The 17,594-nt window shown below is 65.3% G+C and carries 14 protein-coding genes, 1 tRNA gene and 1 pseudogene; 5 read left to right on the forward strand and 11 right to left on the reverse strand.

Going from position 1 to position 17,594, the window contains the following annotated elements; genetic code table 11:
- Positions 1-3 precede the first annotated feature (3 nt).
- Positions 4-432: a pyridoxamine 5'-phosphate oxidase family protein gene (locus NDO75_RS22410; RefSeq protein ID WP_310908855.1), complete on the reverse strand. Its 429-nt coding sequence runs from the start codon at positions 430-432 to the stop codon at positions 4-6.
- Between the two features lie 103 nt (positions 433-535).
- On the opposite strand from NDO75_RS22410, the gene NDO75_RS22415 reads away from it, so the two are divergent.
- Entirely contained in the window at positions 536-1,408 is an 873-nt protein-coding gene (locus NDO75_RS22415; protein ID WP_310908856.1) for a universal stress protein, read from the forward strand.
- Between the two features lies 1 nt (position 1,409).
- On the opposite strand, the gene NDO75_RS22420 is transcribed toward NDO75_RS22415, so the two are convergent.
- From NDO75_RS22420 to NDO75_RS22450, 7 genes are all read right to left on the reverse strand, one after another.
- Positions 1,410-2,030, reverse strand: a complete 621-nt coding sequence (locus NDO75_RS22420; RefSeq protein WP_310908857.1) for a metal-dependent hydrolase — start codon at positions 2,028-2,030, stop codon at positions 1,410-1,412.
- Positions 2,031-2,097: 67 nt separating this feature from the next.
- On the reverse strand, positions 2,098-2,994 hold the full coding sequence (locus tag NDO75_RS22425) for a universal stress protein (RefSeq protein ID WP_310908858.1): 897 nt from the start codon (positions 2,992-2,994) through the stop codon (positions 2,098-2,100).
- A 70-nt stretch (positions 2,995-3,064) separates the two neighbouring features.
- Entirely contained in the window at positions 3,065-3,466 is a 402-nt protein-coding gene (locus tag NDO75_RS22430) for a universal stress protein (RefSeq protein WP_310908859.1), read from the reverse strand.
- 59 nt (positions 3,467-3,525) lie between these two features.
- A complete protein-coding gene (locus NDO75_RS22435; protein WP_310909189.1) occupies positions 3,526-3,945 on the reverse strand; it encodes a universal stress protein in 420 nt (139 codons plus the stop codon).
- Between the two features lie 87 nt (positions 3,946-4,032).
- Positions 4,033-4,557 (reverse strand): carboxymuconolactone decarboxylase family protein, encoded by a 525-nt coding sequence (locus tag NDO75_RS22440; protein ID WP_310908860.1) that lies wholly within the window; start codon positions 4,555-4,557, stop codon positions 4,033-4,035.
- Between the two features lie 6 nt (positions 4,558-4,563).
- On the reverse strand, positions 4,564-5,016 hold the full coding sequence (locus tag NDO75_RS22445; RefSeq protein ID WP_310909190.1) for a MaoC family dehydratase: 453 nt from the start codon (positions 5,014-5,016) through the stop codon (positions 4,564-4,566).
- A gap of 120 nt (positions 5,017-5,136) precedes the next feature.
- Positions 5,137-6,459: an MFS transporter gene (locus NDO75_RS22450; RefSeq protein WP_310908861.1), complete on the reverse strand. Its 1,323-nt coding sequence runs from the start codon at positions 6,457-6,459 to the stop codon at positions 5,137-5,139.
- A 262-nt stretch (positions 6,460-6,721) separates the two neighbouring features.
- On the opposite strand from NDO75_RS22450, the gene NDO75_RS22455 reads away from it, so the two are divergent.
- Positions 6,722-7,651: an NAD-dependent epimerase/dehydratase family protein gene (locus NDO75_RS22455; protein ID WP_310908862.1), complete on the forward strand. Its 930-nt coding sequence runs from the start codon at positions 6,722-6,724 to the stop codon at positions 7,649-7,651.
- Positions 7,652-8,301: 650 nt separating this feature from the next.
- On the opposite strand, the pseudogene NDO75_RS22460 reads toward NDO75_RS22455, so the two are convergent.
- Positions 8,302-8,579: pseudogene (locus NDO75_RS22460) on the reverse strand (IS5/IS1182 family transposase); the annotation flags it as partial.
- Positions 8,580-8,863: 284 nt separating this feature from the next.
- Here NDO75_RS22460 and ppc point away from each other — a divergent pair.
- The 3 genes from ppc (at position 8,864) to NDO75_RS22475 (ending at position 13,872) form a co-directional block, all read left to right on the forward strand.
- Positions 8,864-11,554 carry a phosphoenolpyruvate carboxylase gene (ppc, locus tag NDO75_RS22465; protein WP_310908863.1) on the forward strand — a complete coding sequence of 897 codons (2,691 nt, stop codon included), beginning with the start codon at positions 8,864-8,866 and terminating at the stop codon, positions 11,552-11,554.
- Positions 11,555-11,685: 131 nt separating this feature from the next.
- Positions 11,686-11,770 (forward strand) — tRNA-Ser (locus NDO75_RS22470).
- Between the two features lie 434 nt (positions 11,771-12,204).
- Positions 12,205-13,872 (forward strand): 4Fe-4S ferredoxin N-terminal domain-containing protein, encoded by a 1,668-nt coding sequence (locus NDO75_RS22475; RefSeq protein ID WP_310908864.1) that lies wholly within the window; start codon positions 12,205-12,207, stop codon positions 13,870-13,872.
- Positions 13,873-13,960: 88 nt separating this feature from the next.
- On the opposite strand, the gene NDO75_RS22480 is transcribed toward NDO75_RS22475, so the two are convergent.
- Positions 13,961-15,610 carry a right-handed parallel beta-helix repeat-containing protein gene (locus NDO75_RS22480; RefSeq protein WP_310908865.1) on the reverse strand — a complete coding sequence of 550 codons (1,650 nt, stop codon included), beginning with the start codon at positions 15,608-15,610 and terminating at the stop codon, positions 13,961-13,963.
- 333 nt (positions 15,611-15,943) lie between these two features.
- Positions 15,944-17,476, reverse strand: a complete 1,533-nt coding sequence (locus NDO75_RS22485; RefSeq protein ID WP_310908866.1) for a 2-isopropylmalate synthase — start codon at positions 17,474-17,476, stop codon at positions 15,944-15,946.
- Between the last annotated feature and the right edge of the window lie 118 nt (positions 17,477-17,594).

Genomic DNA, 17,594 nt, shown 5'->3' on the forward strand with positions numbered 1-17,594 from the left:
CGACTACTCGGCCGTCTTTCGACCGGTGACCGCTGCCAGCTCGAGTTCGTAGAGGAGAAACTCGACGTCTTCGACAGCCTCGTCGAACAGGTGAAACGGCGGGAACCACTCGTTGAGCGTCGCCTCGTCGATGTCGCGGTCCGACCGGCGGACCGGCCCGCGGACGTGGATGCTCCAGGATTCGTCATCCGTCGTATCGTAGCAGACGAACGTGGCGGTGTCGGTGGTCTCGAGGTACTGGCGCTTTTCCGCGTCGTCGTGGTCGCTCACGCGAAGCAGGAACTGCTCCCCGTCGTAGTGGTAGTTCAGCGGAACCGCGTACGCGTCGTCGCCGTCCGCCAGCGCGAGGACGCCGTGGTCACTGGTCTGCAGGCGCTCCTCGACCTCGTCGTCGTCCATCCCCGTCGTGTAAACGTAGTCGGCGTGCTCCATACCGAAGAGAACGGGCCGATATGGTAAGTACGCTTACTTCCCGAACCGTCGAGACCGCCGACACCCTGGTTTCACACTCTCGAGAGTGGTACGTCGAGCCGATATGTACGAGACCGTACTCGTTCCGACCGACGGCAGTTCGACCGCGACGACGGCGGCTCGCGGGGCGATCGCGCTCGCGCAGCGATTCGACGCCTCGCTGCACGCGATCTCCGTCCTCGAGAACGGCGACCTGCCGGACGACCTCGACCCGGAGACGCTCGAGTCACTAACCGACAGCGCCGAGCGAGCGCTGACGGCGGTCGAAGACCTGACGGCTGACGCCGGCGTCGCGGCGACGACGAGCCTCGTCGACCCAAGCGGGCCGGTCCACGAAGCGATCGTCGACTACGCACTCGAACACGACGTCGACGTGATCGTGATGGGGACCCACGGCCGGACGGGGGCCGATCGACTCGTCATCGGTAGCGTCGCGGAGCGGACGCTTCGCGTCTCGCCGATTCCAGTACTTGCGGTGCCCGAGGCGGCCGTGCTCGAGCGGGACTTCGGACGGATACTCGTCCCGACCGACGGTAGCGAGCCGGCGACCGCGGCCGCGGATCACGCGATCGCCCTCGCCACGGCGACCGACGCCATGTTACAGGTCGTCCACGTCGTCGACACCGACGCCGTTCCGGAAGAGAGCGCCGGCGCGTCCGTGCTCGAGGCGTTCGAAGCCGCGGGCCAGCACGCCGTCGACGACGTCGTCGACCGTGCCGACGAAGCGGGCGTCCGTGCCGTCGAAGCGTCGGTACTCAGCGGGACGCCCGCACAGGCGATCCTCGATTACGCCGCCCAGCGCGATACGGCTCTCGTCGTCGTCGGGACTCACGGCCGCGCCGGCCTCGACAGGTACCTCCTGGGAAGCGTTACAGAAAACGTGGTTCGCCGCGCCGAGACGCCCGTTCTGGCCGTCTCCCCACCCGACGAACGGTGACTCAGTCGTTCAGATACCGCGCCGGAACGTACGCGAGCACGCTGGTCGGCAGGCTCGAGGCGACGTCCCCGTCGAAGAGTTCCTCCGCGATCCGCGGGAGGAGCCGCCGGACAGCAGTGTAGACGACCGCCACGGTCAGCGACGCGACGACGACCCAGCGGAGCGGTCCCTCGAGCGCGATCCACAGCGGAACGGCCAGCGTCACCGAGAGCAGCAGGTCCTCGGGTGCGCCGTCGTAGCGAACCCACCGGTAGGGCGCGATCCACTGCCCGCGGTAGTGGTCGTAGACCGCGCGGTCGGAGGTCGCCTCCCACGGGCGGAGCTCGAGCCCGCCACCGAGGACGTCCGTGACGCTGTGGACGGCCGCCCCGAGCAGGAACACCGCTGCTGTGACGGTCGCCGCCGTCGGGACGAGCAGGGCAAGCGGCGCGGCCGCGACGGCGAGCGCCGAGAAGTACACCGGGTAATGGAGGGTCTTCCGGTGGCCGACGTACATGTCCAGATCCGGAAACACGCCACCGAGAAAGCCCGCGACGAGCGCCGCGGTGCCGAACTCCGGCATCGCGAGCGCGACCGGGAGCGCGAGCATCAGTCCGGTGAACGCGTGGGTCGGGAGCATCATCGTGACCTACATCAGGGGACGGAATCACTTGAACGCATCGGTGGCTCGAGAACGCCCGCTGTGACCCCTACGTGGAACGACTGACGACCAGAATCGGCACGTCGACCGTCCGCAGCAGGGCCGAGGTCACGCTGCCGAGCAGTTGCCGGCCGAGGTTCGAGCGACCGTGGGATCCCATCACGATCAGATCGACGTCGTTCTCGGCGGCGTACCCGCGAATGCCGCCAGCGGCACCCTCGCCACCGCTCGTCCGGACGACGTCGGTCGTGACGTTCAGGTCGGGTGCGGCCTCGGTGATCTCGCTCGCGGCCCCGTCGACTACCTCGGTCCCGCGCGCCTCGAGTCGGTCGACGAACTCCCGCTCGAGGCCGCCGGCGCTGAACGCGCCGCCCGCACTCTGGAGGTCGACGACGTTGAGCACGTGGATAGTCGCGCCGCAGCGACTGGCGATCGTCGCGCCGCGTTGGATGGCCCGGCCGGCGGTTTCGCTGCCGTCTGTCGGCACGAGCACGCGCTCGTAGTCGGTGGCCGCAGTCGTCGCCCCTTCGCCGGCTGGGACGACGAACACGGGCACCTCGCTGCGGTGAAGCACGTGTTCCGTGACGCCGCCGAGCAGCCGTTTACCGAGCCCCGTTATCCCCTGTCGCCCGATGACGAGCAAGGTCGCGTCTGCCTCGTCGGCGTACGTGCAGATCTGGGCGCCGGGGCGCCCCTCACGGAGCACTGTCGTCACCGGCTGCTCGAGTTCCGCGGCGATCTCCTCGATCTCCGTGAGGATCGACTCGCCGCGCTCTCGAAGTCGCGTCTTTTCGTCGGCCGACGCCGCCAGCCGGAGGGATTTCCGTTCGACGACGTAGAGCACGTCGACGGTCGCGTCGACGACGGTAGCGAGCTCCAGGCCCCGGCGCGCGGCCCGCGTGGCTTCCTCGCTCCCGTCGACGGGAATCACGATGTGGTCGGTCATTCGTAGGCAGTTCGGACCCCGACCCCTTCACTATTGGCTGCGAGGCGCTGGGAGTTCACCGCCCGTCGGCTCAGTCGACGACCAGCACCTTCGCCGTCGCCTCCTCGGAGACCTGCTTCGAGACGCTCCCACGGACGAGGTGGTCCAGTTCCCGGTGTCGCCCCATCACGATGAGATCGACGTCGTGGTCGGCCGCGTACCGCAGGATCGACTCGCCTCGGAGCCCGTGGGTTACGCACTCCTCGACGCGCTCGACGCCGGCCTCGAGCGCGCGGTCACGGACGTATTCGACCGCTTGCTGGCCGATCGTCTCGAGATCCGCGAAGGTGATTCCCGGGGCGAGCGCGGCGGAGTTGATCACGTAGAGCGCGTGGAGCCTCGCGTCCATCTCGGCCGCGAGCTCGATGGCCTCGTCGATCGCCTGTTCGGTGTTTTCGTGACCGTCGGTTGGGATGAGCACGTCCTGATACATACTGGCCACTCCGTCGACGGGCCCAATAAGAACTGGTTATGGAGGGCCGGGTCCGGCGATCACGCGGTCAGGACCGGCCGATCCGCCGAGCGGACGACCCGTTCGGCGGTGCTGCCGATCTTCCCGTCGCGACTGTGGCTCTGGCCCTGATAGCCGATCACGATCAGATCAGCGTCGACGGCATCGCCGCGCTCGAGGATCTCTTCCCAGGGCCGGCCGTGACAGAGACACGTCGACGTTTCGATCCCGTAGTTGTCGGCGCGGTCGGCGAGGTTCGAGAGCAGGTTCTGCCCCCGTTCCTCGAGATCGTTGAGCACGATTTCAGCGCTGCTCAGCGCCGGTTCGCCGTACCGGTGGGTCTCGACGCAGTAGAGGAAATCCACCGCTGCGCCGTACTCGTCGGCCATCGCCAGCGCGTGTTCGACGGCCCGGTTCGCCGGGTCGCTGCCGTCTGCGGGAACGAGGATCGTATCGTACATCATCGAATCAACATGTCTGACGCGGAGACGGGACAAATAGCTTTCACCCGGTCGGCTGACATGTTCGCCGGTGAGACCGGCCGCCGGTTACGTCGTCCAACCGACGAACGGCTCCTCGGTCGTCACGTCGAGCGCGTCCAGCGTCCGCGCCGTCGAGACGTAGTGACTGGCGAGCATCGCGACGCCGACCACGGTCTCGCGGTCGTAGAACTCGCCGAGTCGGTCGTGCTCACCGTCGCGCGGATCGCCCAGCGCCACGCCGCGGGTGTAGGCGGTCAGCGCCGCGTCGCGGTCCTCGAGCGCCGCGAGGTCGCCAGTACTGATGGCGTCGATCTCGGCGTCGGTGACGCCGGCTTCCCGGCCGATTCGGACGTGCTGGTGCCACTCGTATTCGTGCTCGAGCGCCCGCGCCGCCGCGAGGATGACGATTTCTCGCTCGCGGTCGGGCAGGACGTCCCACAGCCGCGTCGAGTAGCGCATATACCACCGCATGAGTTCGGGGGCGTTCGCCATCGCCTGAAAGATGTGGGCGTCGCCGACGTCGTTCTCGGTGAACAGGTACCGGTATTCTTCGGGCAGATCGTCGGCCTCGAGCAGCGGAACGCGCGCCACGGCGGCTCAGTCCTCCCCCGGATTCCGGCGCGCGATCATACCCAGCCCGATCCAGGAGATGACGACGTCGCCGTCCTGCGTGATCCCCTCGAGCCGGCTGTCGACGTAGCCCCGCTCGGGATCGCTCTCGGAGACGCGCTTGTCGATCACTTCGGAACGGATCGAGAGCGTGTCGCCGGGTTTGACGGGCTGTTTCCACCGGAGTTCGTCGACGCCGCGAGCGCCCATGCTGGCCCGGTCCTGGATCGGGCCGTCGACGAGCATTCGCATGCACATCGCGGCGGTGTGCCAGCCGGAGGCGACGAGTTCGCCAAAGGCGGAGTCCTCGGCGGCGTCTTCGTCGACGTGGAACGGCTGGGGATCGTACCGCTCGGCGAACTCGATGATCTCCTCTTTGGTAACGTGATACTCGCCGAACTCCATGGTGTCTCCGACCTCGATGTCTTCGTAATAGCGCATTGCCATGTGGTGTGGTACGTACCAGCAAGAACCTGTGGGCCGAGGCAGAGTCGCCCGCTGTCGGGGACTCTGATCACACAAGTGGAGGTCGTCTGCGCTCGTCGCGCATCCATCGGCCGGTCAACTCGTCGACCGCTCGACGTCGGCTCCCGCCTCGAGCGAGCGCTCGTTCCCCACTCGGAGATGGAGCGCGATCGCACAGGTCGCAGCGATGAGTCCGGCCAGCGTCGCGATACCGAACGCGACCTGGTAGCCTAACTCCGTGTAGACGCGGGTGCCGTTGACGGTCTGGCCGGTCCAGTAGGCGTCGAGCGCGGCCCCGAGGACGACCGGGAAGACCGCCGCGCCGGTCCAGGCCATCGTGTTGATCAGGCCGATAACGGTGCCGCTTGCGCCGTCCGGATGGCGCTCCTTGATGACCGTATAAGCGAGCGGAATCCCGCCGCGCAGGACCCGCGAGAAGAGGAAAATCGCCCCGACGAGCAGCAGCGGGACGGTGCCGAGGAGCGCGAAGACGCTCCAGGTCAGCCCGAAGATGACCGTCGAGAGGACGATGAGTCCGGTACGCTTGCCCGACCGATCGGAGAGCCAGCCGAACAGCGTCGGACCGATCATACCGCCGACGTTGCCCAGGAGGAGGTAGACTGAGGCCCGCGTCACGGTGATGTCGTGGGTCTGGACCAGATACGGGATCCCCCACAGGCCGAAGATAGTGATTCCGATACCGGTCATGAAAAAGAGCATCGTCCCGAGCAGCCAGGTCTCGGGCTCCCGAACCGCGTCCGCGACGTATCGCTTGAGCGTCGCGGCCGAGGTCACGTCCGGCCGGTCCGGGACGTCCTCGATCGGCGGCAGACCCGCCTTGGCGGGCGAATCGTGCGAAAAGAGGGCGATACCGACGGCGGCCGCGAGCCCGATCGCGCCGAGCCCGATCATCGAGGGTCGCCAACCGACGGTCGTGACGGCGATCGCCAGCGGCGTCGTCGCCGCCAATCCACCGAGAATGCCGACACTGAAGGTCACGCCGGTCATCGTTCCGAACTCGTCCGGCCGGAACCAGTTCGCGCAGAACCGCAGCACCGCGACGAACAGGACACTCGCCCCGAGCCCGATGCACAGCCGTCCGAAGAACGCCAGCGCGTAGGTCGTCGCGAGACCGAAGGCCAGCGCCCCGACGCTCATCAGGATCGTCCCCGCGGCGGCGATCGCACGCGCCCCGTAGCGGTCCGTCAGCAGACCGGCCGGCACCTGGAACGCTGCGTAGAGGTAGAAAAACGACGAGTGGAGTAGTCCGAGGCTCGTCGCCGTCGTATCGAACGACTGCATCAACTGTTCTGACAGGACCGCAGTCGACGTGCGATGGAGGCTCACGAGGAAGAACGATCCGACGAGTAACCCCCACCCGAGCCACCGTCGCCGATACGGATTCGAGAGCGGCTTCACCTGCGAGCCTTTGCTATCAGTTATAGTAAAACTAGGTCCGAATACGGTGCCTCAGGGCCGCTATCGCGTTAAACTAACTCGAGACGCGATGAATGGTGGATGTTCACTCTCCCCACGGACGTGAGACCGTGCCGCTTCGCCGTCCACGAACTCGGACGCGTTCGGCGGCCTCGAGGCACCGGTCGGCGGAACGGTCGTCGCTTTCGCCACCGCCGCACGCGCTTTCACAACACCTATGCGTCGCCGTACGAGGGGATTCTGTATGCACCTCGAGGAGCGGTCCGTTCTCGTCACCGGCGGGGCGGGATTCATCGGCTCGAATCTGGCGAACCATCTGGCCGAGGCAAACGACGTGACCGTCGTCGACGACTGCTATCTGGGCACCCCCGAGAACCTCTCCGACGACGTGAAGTTCGTCGACGCGAGCGTACTCGACGACGACCTGCCGACCGACGTGGACGTGGTCTTCCACCTGGCGGCACTGTCGTCGTACGCGATGCACGAAGACGACCCCACGACGGGCGCCCGCGTCAACGTCGAAGGGTTCGTCAACGTCGTCGAGCAGGCACGACAGGACGGCTGCGAGACGGCCGTCTACGCGTCGACCTCGTCGATCTACGGGAGCCGCACCGAGCCATCGCCGGAGGACATGCCGGTCACGGTCAACACCGGCTACGAGGCGTCGAAACTCGCCCGCGAGCGTTACGGCGAGTACTTCGCGAACCACTACGAGATGACCGCGGCCGGGATGCGCTTTTTCTCCGTCTATCAGGGCTACGGCGGCGCAGAGGAACACAAAGGCGAGTACGCCAACGTGATCGCCCAGTTCGCCGACGACATCGCCAACGGCGAGGCACCCGTCCTCTACGGTGACGGCACGCAGACCCGGGACTTCACGCACGTCTCCGATATCGTTCGCGGACTCGAGCTGGCCGCCGCCCACGAACTCGACGGGATCTACAACCTGGGAACCGGCGAAGCCTACGACTTCAACACCGTCGTCGAGATGATCAACGACGAACTCGGCACCGACACCGAGCCCGAATACGTCGAGAACCCGATTCCCGAGTCGGTGTACGTTCACGACACGTGCGCCGATTCCTCGAAGATCCGGGAGGAGACCGGCTGGGAGCCCGAAATCGACTTCGAAGAAGGGATTCGCCGGGTCTGTGCGCAGTACGACGACGAGTAACTGCGTCCGACGGTCGTACGTCGGATCGGCCCGCCGCGTTCTCGCTGCTCTGGGGAACCGACCTCGAGTCTCGCAGCAGCCAGAGACGACAGCGCCGATGTTCTCGTCACGGAGGCGCTCGAGTGTTCGACGCACAGTGCGGGCACGAGTCGTCCAAACGCAACCAAACGCTCGTTTTCCACACCGTTATCGGACACGTCAATCGCTCCGACACGGGTGATCATCGGTTGGAAGCGGACTCCACCTCGGAGTCGGGAGGAACTTACCGTGTCGGCTCTGCTGAAATCCTGTTGTCTCGACTCCCTTCCCACTGAAACAGCCGTTGGGTAGGTGTGCGTGTTGATCGGCGTAAGAACGAGTCCGGCCAAAAAACGACTGAGAGCGCCGATCGAAATAGTTTTTGAGAGTAGTGGGTGTACTATACACATGCCCTCTGAGAGGATCTGTCCGGACTGCGAGGAATCATTAGAGCAGATGGAGTTACAAGGATCTGACGTCGTGGGAACGCTCTCTCTCGTTTCAGAAACGTCAGACGACGGATTTCTTAGTAGTATGCGAGCGGACGAAATCCTCACACCAGTCCCATACGTTTGCCCCAACTGCCGACGAACCCTCCTGTATGCCGAAAAGTAGCCGATAAATTAGTCACCTAGATTGAGCAGGACGCACCAGACAGCCATATGGAGCCGATTGAACGCTTTACACACGGTCGACGGAGAGGGGCGTTCCTCGAGTTCAATCGCTCTGCGAATCCGAGGCGTCGAGACGTATCCGGTACGTCGTATTCTTCCGTACTTTGAGGCAGAGCGGGACGATTTGCTGGTGACGTGTGTACCGTCGAAGCGTAGCGAGCCACAGCTCGTCGGGCTACGTGAAATGCCTGCACGACGAACTGGAGTAACCGCAGTTTTGGAGGGTTCGAGTCCAGTCAGCCTACCGAGCGAACCTGTAACTCTCCGCGGACTCCCTCCGGGAGTCCATCGCTGACCGACGTCCGTCGTTCGCGCAACCGGACCACGTCGCCGCGTTCGAGGCGGCGTCGACCGGGGAAACGAACGAGATCGAGGAATAGACGCACCGACAGTGGCGGTTCGGCGGGGACTGACGACGGCTGTCCGATCGACCGCGGTCCGTGGTAGTTCTCGAACTCGAGCGACGCGAGCGAGCCCGACCGTACAAATAGTTTTGACGCGGCGGGTCAATGCACGTAACATGCGCCTTCACAACAGGGACGTTCGACAGGACGTCCGCGAACTCGGCGCGCTGCTCGGAGACGTCCTCGAGGACCAGACGTCTCGTCGGGCCTTCGAGACGGTCGAGTCGTGTCGCAAGGCAGCGATCGAGTACCGATCGGGCGAACGCGAATCGCGCGAATCGCTGATCGCGGAACTCGAGGGGCTCTCTCCCCACCAGCAGCGGATCGTCGCCCGCGGGTTCACGACCTACTTCGAGTTGATCAACCTCGCGGAGGAGCGCGAGCGGGTTCGCACGATTCGCACGGATTCTCACGAGGGAACGCTCGAGGACAGCCTCGAGACCGCGGCCGAAGAGCTCGGCGAGGCCGACGTCGAAACCGTTCGGGAGATCTTAGACGACGTACTGATCGAGCCGACGTTTACCGCTCATCCGACCGAAGCCAGACGGAAAACGGTCAAATCGAAGCTGCGGACCATTTCGACGTACCTCGAGACGCTGGACGAGCGCCTGCTGACCGAGAAAGAGGAGGGGCAGGTCTGGCGCGACATCGACGCCGAGGTGACGAGCCTCTGGCAGACGCCACAGGTGCGCAACCGCCAGCCGGAACCAGAAGACGAGGCGCGCAACGTCCAGTGGTACCTCGAGAACACGCTGTTCGACGTAGTCGGCGAGGTGTACGACGAACTCGACGACGCGATCGACGACGAAGTGCCGGGGACCCTCGACATTCCGAAACTCTTCGAGTTCCGGTCGTGGGCTGGCAGCGACCGCGACGGCAACCCCTACGTGACCCCCGAAGTGACGGCGAACACGCTCGAGCGCCAGCGCGAGGTCATCCTCGAGCGCTACCGCGACCAGCTCAAGCGGCTCTCGGGCGTGCTGAGCCAGGACGGCAGCCGGATCGACGCCGGCTCGGCGTTTCAGGCCTCGCTCGAGCGCGACCGCGACCGCCTCCCCGGCAGCGCCCGCACCGCCGAGGAACGCTACCCAGGCGAGCCGTACCGACAGAAGCTCAAGCTCATGCGCGAGCGGCTCCGTCGCGTCGGCGACGTCCGGCCGGGCGGTTACGACGAGGTCGACGACCTCCTCGAGGATCTCGAGGTGATCGCGCAGAGCCTGCGCAACAACGGTGCCGAGAGCGTCGTCGAGGCCCACGTCGACCCGATCCGCCGGCAGGTCGCCACGTTCGGACTCTCGCTGGCGAGCCTCGACCTGCGGGACCACCAGCAGAAACACACCAACGCCATCGCCGAGGCGCTGGCGGCGGAAGGAATCGATTACCACGACCTCTCGGAGGACGAGCGCGTCGAGTTCCTGACTGACGCCGTGTTGCAGGACGAACCCGTGATCGACCTGGGTGAGACCGCGGAGCTTTCGGACGACTCGGCCCGCGTCCTCGAACTCTTCGACAGTCTCGCCGAGTGGCAGACCGAGTACGGCGTCCACGCCATCGACACCTACTGCATCTCGATGACCGAAGAGCCCAGCCACGTCCTCGAGGTGCTGTTCCTGGCCGATCAGGCCGGCGTCATCTCGCTGCCCGAACACAGCGGCATCGACATCGTCCCGCTTCTGGAGACCGAGTACGCCCTCTCCGGAGCACGGCGGATCATGGGGACGCTGTTCGAGAACGAGGCCTACGCGCAGGCACTGGAAGCCCGCGGCCGCACCCAGGAGATCATGCTGGGATACTCGGACTCGAACAAGGAGAACGGCTTCCTCGCGGCCAACTGGTCGCTGTACAAGAACCAGCGCCGACTGGGCGAGATCTGCGACGACCACGACGTGACGATGCGGCTGTTCCACGGCCGCGGCGGCTCGATCTCGCGGGGCGGCGGTCCGATGAACGAGGCGCTGCTCGCGCTGCCGAACTCGACGGTGACCGGCCAGGTCAAGTTTACCGAGCAGGGCGAAGCGATCGCCGAGAAGTACGCCAATCCGCGCATCGCCGAGCGCAACATCGAGCAGATGCTCAACGCCCAGCTCCGGGCGCGCAAGCGAGCGGTCGATCGACCCGAAGAGGAGGTCCACGAGGAGTGGATCGAGGCCATGGAGACGATGGCCGACACCGCCCGGCAGGAGTATCGCGACCTGCTCGAGAGCGACGGCTTCGTGCAGTACTTCGAACAGGCGACCCCGATCACGGTCATCGAGGACCTCGATCTGGGCTCGCGGCCGGCCTCGCGGTCGGGCGAGCGGACCGTCGAGGACCTGCGGGCGATCCCGTGGGTGTTCTCGTGGACCCAGTCGCGGTGTATCCTGCCGGGCTGGTACGCCATCGCGACGGGTATCGACGCGTTTCTCGAGCAAGGGGGATCGATGGAGACCCTCCGAACGATGTACGACGAGTGGCCGTTCTTCCGAACGACGCTCGATAACGCCGCGCTCTCGCTATCGCGGACCGAACTCGAGATCGCCGAGCGCTACGCGGACATGGCGGACGCGGACCTCCGCGAGCGGTTCTTCCCGCGGTTGACCGACGAGTACGAGCGGTCAGCCGAACTGATCCAGGAGATCGGTCAGCGCGACCGGTTGCACACCCGCGACTGGCTCGGCGAGAACTTAGAGCGGCGGAACCCCTACGTCGACCCGCTGAACCTGCTCCAGGTCTATCTGCTCGACCGAACCCATCGGACCGATATCGAGGAGCGGACGCTCCGGCTGACTGTCAAGGGGATCGCAGCCGGCATGAAGAACACCGGCTGAGAACCCCGGGCGGCCGCCTGTTCACTCTCGCGGTGGCCGATCGATCCCCGTTCGTCCGGGGGACGCGACTCCGTCACAGGGAGGCGAAAAATCGAAACGGGTAAAAACGTCTCTCGAGTAGAGACGAGTGAGCCGAGATAGCCTAGCCCGGCCAAGGCGGTAGATTCGAAATCTACTGTCCTCACGGACTCGGGAGTTCAAATCTCCCTCTCGGCGTTTTCAGCAGCACAAAACGGTGAGCGTAGCGATCTGTCCGTGCTGCTGAAACCCTCAACGGAGATTCGAATCAGAGAGTGAAGCGGAGCGAAACGACCGTGGTTCAAATCTCCCTCTCGGCGTTTTCAGCAGCACAATACGGCGAGCGTCGCGCTACTCGAAATCTTGCGTTCGCCCTTCTCACGACGCAGTACGACGAGCGGCGCGTGGACTGCGGAGGCGCGAACGGTGAAACCGCGAGTAGTGCATCGCTCATCGACGGCCCGCCGACGAGAGACCGTCGATTCCGCGTCGCTCGACCCACGAACGGGAGTGATATTCCCGACCCGTCACTTGCAGGGCAGACTCCTACGGGAGTTCTCGCGGTAGTATCCATGCTACGAGACACCAATGTACGCAACTCGAGATCTGTTCGGTCGAACGGGGAGGGGGAGATGAGTTCCGAGAACGAAGACGAGGTGTCCGGCGCGGACGAAGAGGTGTTCCACCCGCTCGGTGAAGCGTGGCAAGACGACCTCGAAGACATGCTCGACGACACCGAGTACGATACCGAACTCGGGATGGAGATGGGGAAAGACGCCATGCGGGTCACGAAGGGGGAACTCTCGGAAGAGGAGTTCCACGAGCGGTATCACGAGGACGTGATGGAGGAGTTCGGCGAGGACGAGCGGCCGATCGCCAGTCCGGACGACGTCGACGAGGCGGAGTCGGGGTCGCTGCTCTCGTCGCTCACCGGCGACGAGTCCCGTCGCGAGGTGCTCAAAAAAGGAGCCGCCGGTGCGGGCTTCGCCAGCCTCGGCTGGGGAGCGGTCGACCAACAGGAGCCCGAACAACAGGCCGTCGAGGAGCCCGGCGAAGTCGAGCCCGACGAGGACGCGACGCAGTGGGGGATGACGATCGACCTCGAGAACTGCGACGGCTGTCTCTCCTGTGTGACCGCCTGTAACGCGGAACACAACTGGGACCAGGGAGCCAACTGGATGTACGTTCTCGCGTTCGAGGACGGTCAGGTCGAGTCGCCCGAACCGGACAACTACGAGAGCGTTCACGATTTCAATTATCTGGTTCGCCCCTGTCAGCACTGTACCGATGCGCCCTGCGAGAAGGTCTGCCCAACGACGGCCCGCCACACGCGCGATGAGGGGGGACTAGTACTGACCGACTACGACGTCTGTATCGGCTGTCGGTACTGCCAGGTCGCCTGTCCCTACGGCGTCAACTACTTCCAGTGGGACGAGCCGAACGTGGACGTCGAGGAGCTCAATCCGGACATGATGTACGACCAGCGCGACCGCTGGGTCAGTAGCCGGGCACCCCGCGGCGCCATGTCGAAGTGCGTCTTCGATCCGCCCCGTCAGGACGGACAGATGGGTGAGGAACTGATCGGTACGTCCGCCTGCGAGATGGCCTGTCCGCCGAACGTGATTCAGTTCGGCGACAAGAACAACCCGGCGAGCGATCCGGAGCGCTACAAGGATAACCCCGCCAGGTCGCGGACGATAATCAACCTGTATACGGCGCTCCCGTCGCCGGATTCGATCAGCTCGTCGCTTCAGGGCGTCGACGGGAATCTCGACGCCGTCACGAACGCCGTCAACGAACTCAACACGGGGCGAATTGCGCTCGCACAGGCGGTCCGACTCACGCAGCGAGAGTACGAGGAGGAAGCACCGCCGGGAGATACCCTCCCGAACAAGGAGCAGACCATCATCGAGGTCGTGGACGCGATCGAGACGACGGGGCTGGATCTCGGCAGCCAGGAATCGCTCCAGCAGCTCGAGCTGACGGTGGAGCAGTTCCAGGGACCGAGCCAGGACATACAGGTCTCCGATCGAGCGGACGTCGCCCAACAACTGTTCGAAGACTACGTCAACGCTCCCCAGAACGAGTTCGAGTTGCTCGCGGACTTCGGTACGAACCCGAACGTCGACTACCTCGGTCACCAGCCCGGACCCGAGGCCCATCAGGTCCCCGGGCCCACCTCCTACGAAGACGTCGGGATGCTCAACGTACGACAGAAGGCACTCGACGACGAAACCGTCGGCTTCCGTGAGCGGGACGTAGATCTGGGCGTTGGTGAGACGTCGGAGTCCGGCCACTGACGCCGCTGGTTTCCTCCTCGCGACGTGTTCTAGCCCACCCTCACGGAGCCAGCGACGCGCGTACCGTGAGTGAATCGAGCGATGTAGCTCACACGTCGAAGCCGAAGTTGAAGTCACCCTGCCATCCGTCCCGTTCTCCGCCGAAGTCAGTCTCACCGTTGTGACGATTGCCGATCCAGAGCACCGACGAGAGCGTCGTCTCGGGATCACTCAACACCAGTCCGTCGAAGAACGAGCTTTCGACGGTGTGGTTCTCGCCGCTCTCGGCGAATCGAAGGCTCGCGTCGGCACCGATCGTACAGCTGTCGAGCGTAAGCCGGTCGATCTCTCCCTCTCCGGTGACGAAAACGCCGTGTCGATCGGTCGACGACTGGGAGTCGATATCGAACTCGCAGTTGTCGAAGGTGACGTCCGACGACTGCACGTAGACCGCGTAATCGGCGACGGTCGGGCTCGAGCGATCGGTGATCGTACATCCCTCGAGGATCGTCGGTGCGGCGTCGTTGTCGTCGATTCGGATCGCCCGACCGTCGGTTCCTTCGTCGGTGATGTGGACGTCGGTCAGACGGGCCGGTCCGTCCTGGGTGAGACGGACGATTTCGGTCGCGGTCTCGATCCGGTTGTTTACGAGGAGTTGCGAGACGAGTTGACCGCCGCCGTTCTCGAGCCAGAGGCCGGACCACGGGTAGCCGGGATGCTCGGTCATCGCGATCTGACAGTCCTGGACGTTGTCGTTGGGGCCGATTCGGATTCCCGCGCCGGCGCAGTTGCGGACGTAACAGCCGCTAACGATGTTTCTGCCGTCGTCGCCGGAGACGTAGATCCCGTTGTCGATGTAGTCTGCGACCTGGCAGCCTTCCCAGAAGTTCGTGCCGTGATTGTAGATGTCCGAACTGAAGGGGATCGCGTGGCCGACGTGGGTCGATCGGTCGTACCGGGTGTCCCCGTTGGTCAGGGTACAGCCGCGGATGACGTTCGTCGTCGAGTATCTGACGCCGTCGACCATGATCGTATACCGGTCGCCGCCGTACGTCGGGTTCAGTTTGTCTCGCTGGCCGCGCATCGAGACGTTTTCCATGTGGCCGTAGGCGTACGTGTACCAGCGCCCGATCCCGGCGTCGTACTCGCCGCGAATATCGACCTGGAGATTGCGCATGACGGTCCGCTGTGCGTGCGGGAGCGACGCGTCTAAGGTGCCGACGGTCATCAGTCGGTCGACGTCCTGGTCGGTCACCTCGAGCACGGCGAACGGATGGCCGACGAGTTCGAGGTATTCGTGGGCCTCGAAGTGGACGTTGTCGGTCGCGACGTGCCACGTCCCGGCTGGGATCTCGTAGCGGTGGTTTCGTTCCGTCGGTTCGAACGAGTAGTAGTGGTCCTCGATCGCGGCCCAGAGATCGTCACTTTCGGGTGACACGCCGAGGTCGTCGCGGACGTCGACGACGTTCGGGTCCGTCTCGCCCCGAACCGTGACCGCGTTCTCCCCGGAACCGGTCGCGGAGAGCCCCTCCCCGAAGTCGAGCCGTGTCACCTCGTCGCCGACGGTCGTTCCCGAATCGCTGACTGTGATACCGCTCCCCGCTCTGCCGGACTGGGCAGCGGCGATGCCGTCCCCTCGAGAGCCCGTCGCTGCGACGGCACCACCGAGGCCCAGGGCGGCGAGTAGTCCGACGTACGAACGGCGCGTGGTCGTCCCGGCTGTGCGAGTCGATCGATCTGACTGGTGGTCGTCATTCATCGCGACCGGACAGTCTCGAATTCGCCAATTCGTTATAGACAATCTACTTATACTTGTACCGCCGTGAACGGTGTTCGGTCCGTTGCTCCCGTGCAACGATCGCGGCCGCGGTCGGTAGGCACTACCTCACCGACCGGCCGCTGTCCCGGAGAAATCACTGCCTATCTCGAGCGGACAGTGTCGGCTTTTACCAGCGCAGTCCGTACGCCGGTCGTGGCGGGTATAATATAGAAACCGACATTGAATCGGCTCGAGTCGACTGACCGGCCGCAGATAGCGGCCAACCGAGACGACGCGCCGATCTCCCGCGATCGCCAGTACCGCCCGCTCGCGTCAGTCGTCGGCCGGCGTCAGAGGTCGCTGGTCGGCCGCGAGCAGTCGATCGAGGGCGTCGACCATCGCTTTCACGCTCGCGCGAGTGATGTCGGCCTCGCTGCGGGCGACCGTCACCGAGCGGTCGTTGCGAGCCATCGTCACCTCGACGGTGACGACGGCGTCCGTGCCGCCCGTCACCGCGTCGACGTGGTAGGACTCGAGTTCGGCGTCGGCCATCGAGCCGAGCGCCTCGCGGACGGCGGAGACGGCGGCGTCGACGGGGCCGGAGCCGGTGCCGCTGGCGACGCGTTCCTCGCCGTCGACGTCGAGGCGAACGCTGGCGGTCGGGACGGCCCCGCCGCTGGTGGCGGTGAGATCGAGCAGGTCGACGACGCGGTCGCGGTCGTCGCCGGTGACGTCCTCGGCGACGGCCAGCAGGTCGGCGTCGGTCACGCGGCGGCCGCGGTCGCCCAGTTCGGTCACGCGCTGGGCGATTTCGGCGATTTCGTCGTCATCAGCCGTAACGCCGTGTTCCTCGAGCGCGGCCTTGACGCCCGCACGGCCGGTGTGTTTGCCCAGCGCGAGCCGGCGCTCGCGGCCGACGGTCTCGGGCGCGTAGGGCTCGTACATCTTGTCGTCCTTGAGCGTCCCGTCGGTGTGGATCCCGCTCTCGTGGGTGAATGCGTTCTCGCCGATGACGGCCTTGTTCGGCGGTAGCTGAATCCCCGTCGCCCGGGAGACGATCTGAGCGAGGTCGTACAGCTCCTCGAGTTCGAGCGTCTCGAGATCGTAGACGTGCGAGAGCGCGATCGCGACTTCCTCGAGGGCGACGTTGCCGGCGCGTTCGCCGAGCCCGTTGACGGTGCAGTGAACGAGGTCGGCACCGGCCGAGACGGCCGCGAGCGCGTTGGTCACGCCCAGCCCGAGGTCGTCGTGAGTGTGGGCGCTGACGGGTCCGAGTTCTGCGAGCCGGGAGACGGCTTCGTGGGTGTGCTCCGGGCCGGTGTGGCCGACCGTGTCGGCGAAACAGAACCGGTCCGCGCCGGCGTCGAGGGAGGCTTCGGCAAGCTCCTCGAGGTAGTCGAGATCGGCCCGCGAGCCGTCTTCGCCGATGACCTCGACCCAGAGGCCGTGCTCTTTGGCGTAGGCGACGAGTTCGGCCGTGTTCTCGAGGTTATCCTCGCGGGAGGTGCCGACCTTGCCCTCGACGTGGCGGTCGCTCGCCGGGACGACGATGTGGACGCCGTCGACGTCGCAGTCGAGCGCGAGGTCGATATCGGCTTTCATCCCGCGACAGAAGCTGGTGACGCGGGCGTCGAGATCGAGGTCGGTCACCCGCGAGATGGCCTGTCGCTCACCCGCGCCGGTACAGGCGCTGCCGGCCTCGATGACCGACACGCCCGCTCGCTCGAGCGAGCGGGCGATCTCGACTTTTTCGTCGGGGGAAAGCGAGACGCCCGGTGCTTGCTCGCCGTCGCGAAGCGTCGTGTCGAGAAGGCGCACTGTACGGTCCGATGCTATCGTCTGTTCGGGTGAGTGAGTTACAGGCAAGAGTGGTGAGTTGCGGGAACTGCGGTTACGTTCGTCGGAGAATTTCACGCCCAGCCGGGTCGCCCCGACTTCCTCTATCCTCGTCAGATGGCGAATGGCGTGCCATTGTACTGCAGGC

Source organism: Natrinema sp. 1APR25-10V2 (assembly GCF_031626495.1).
Taxonomy (GTDB): Archaea; Halobacteriota; Halobacteria; order Halobacteriales; family Natrialbaceae; genus Natrinema.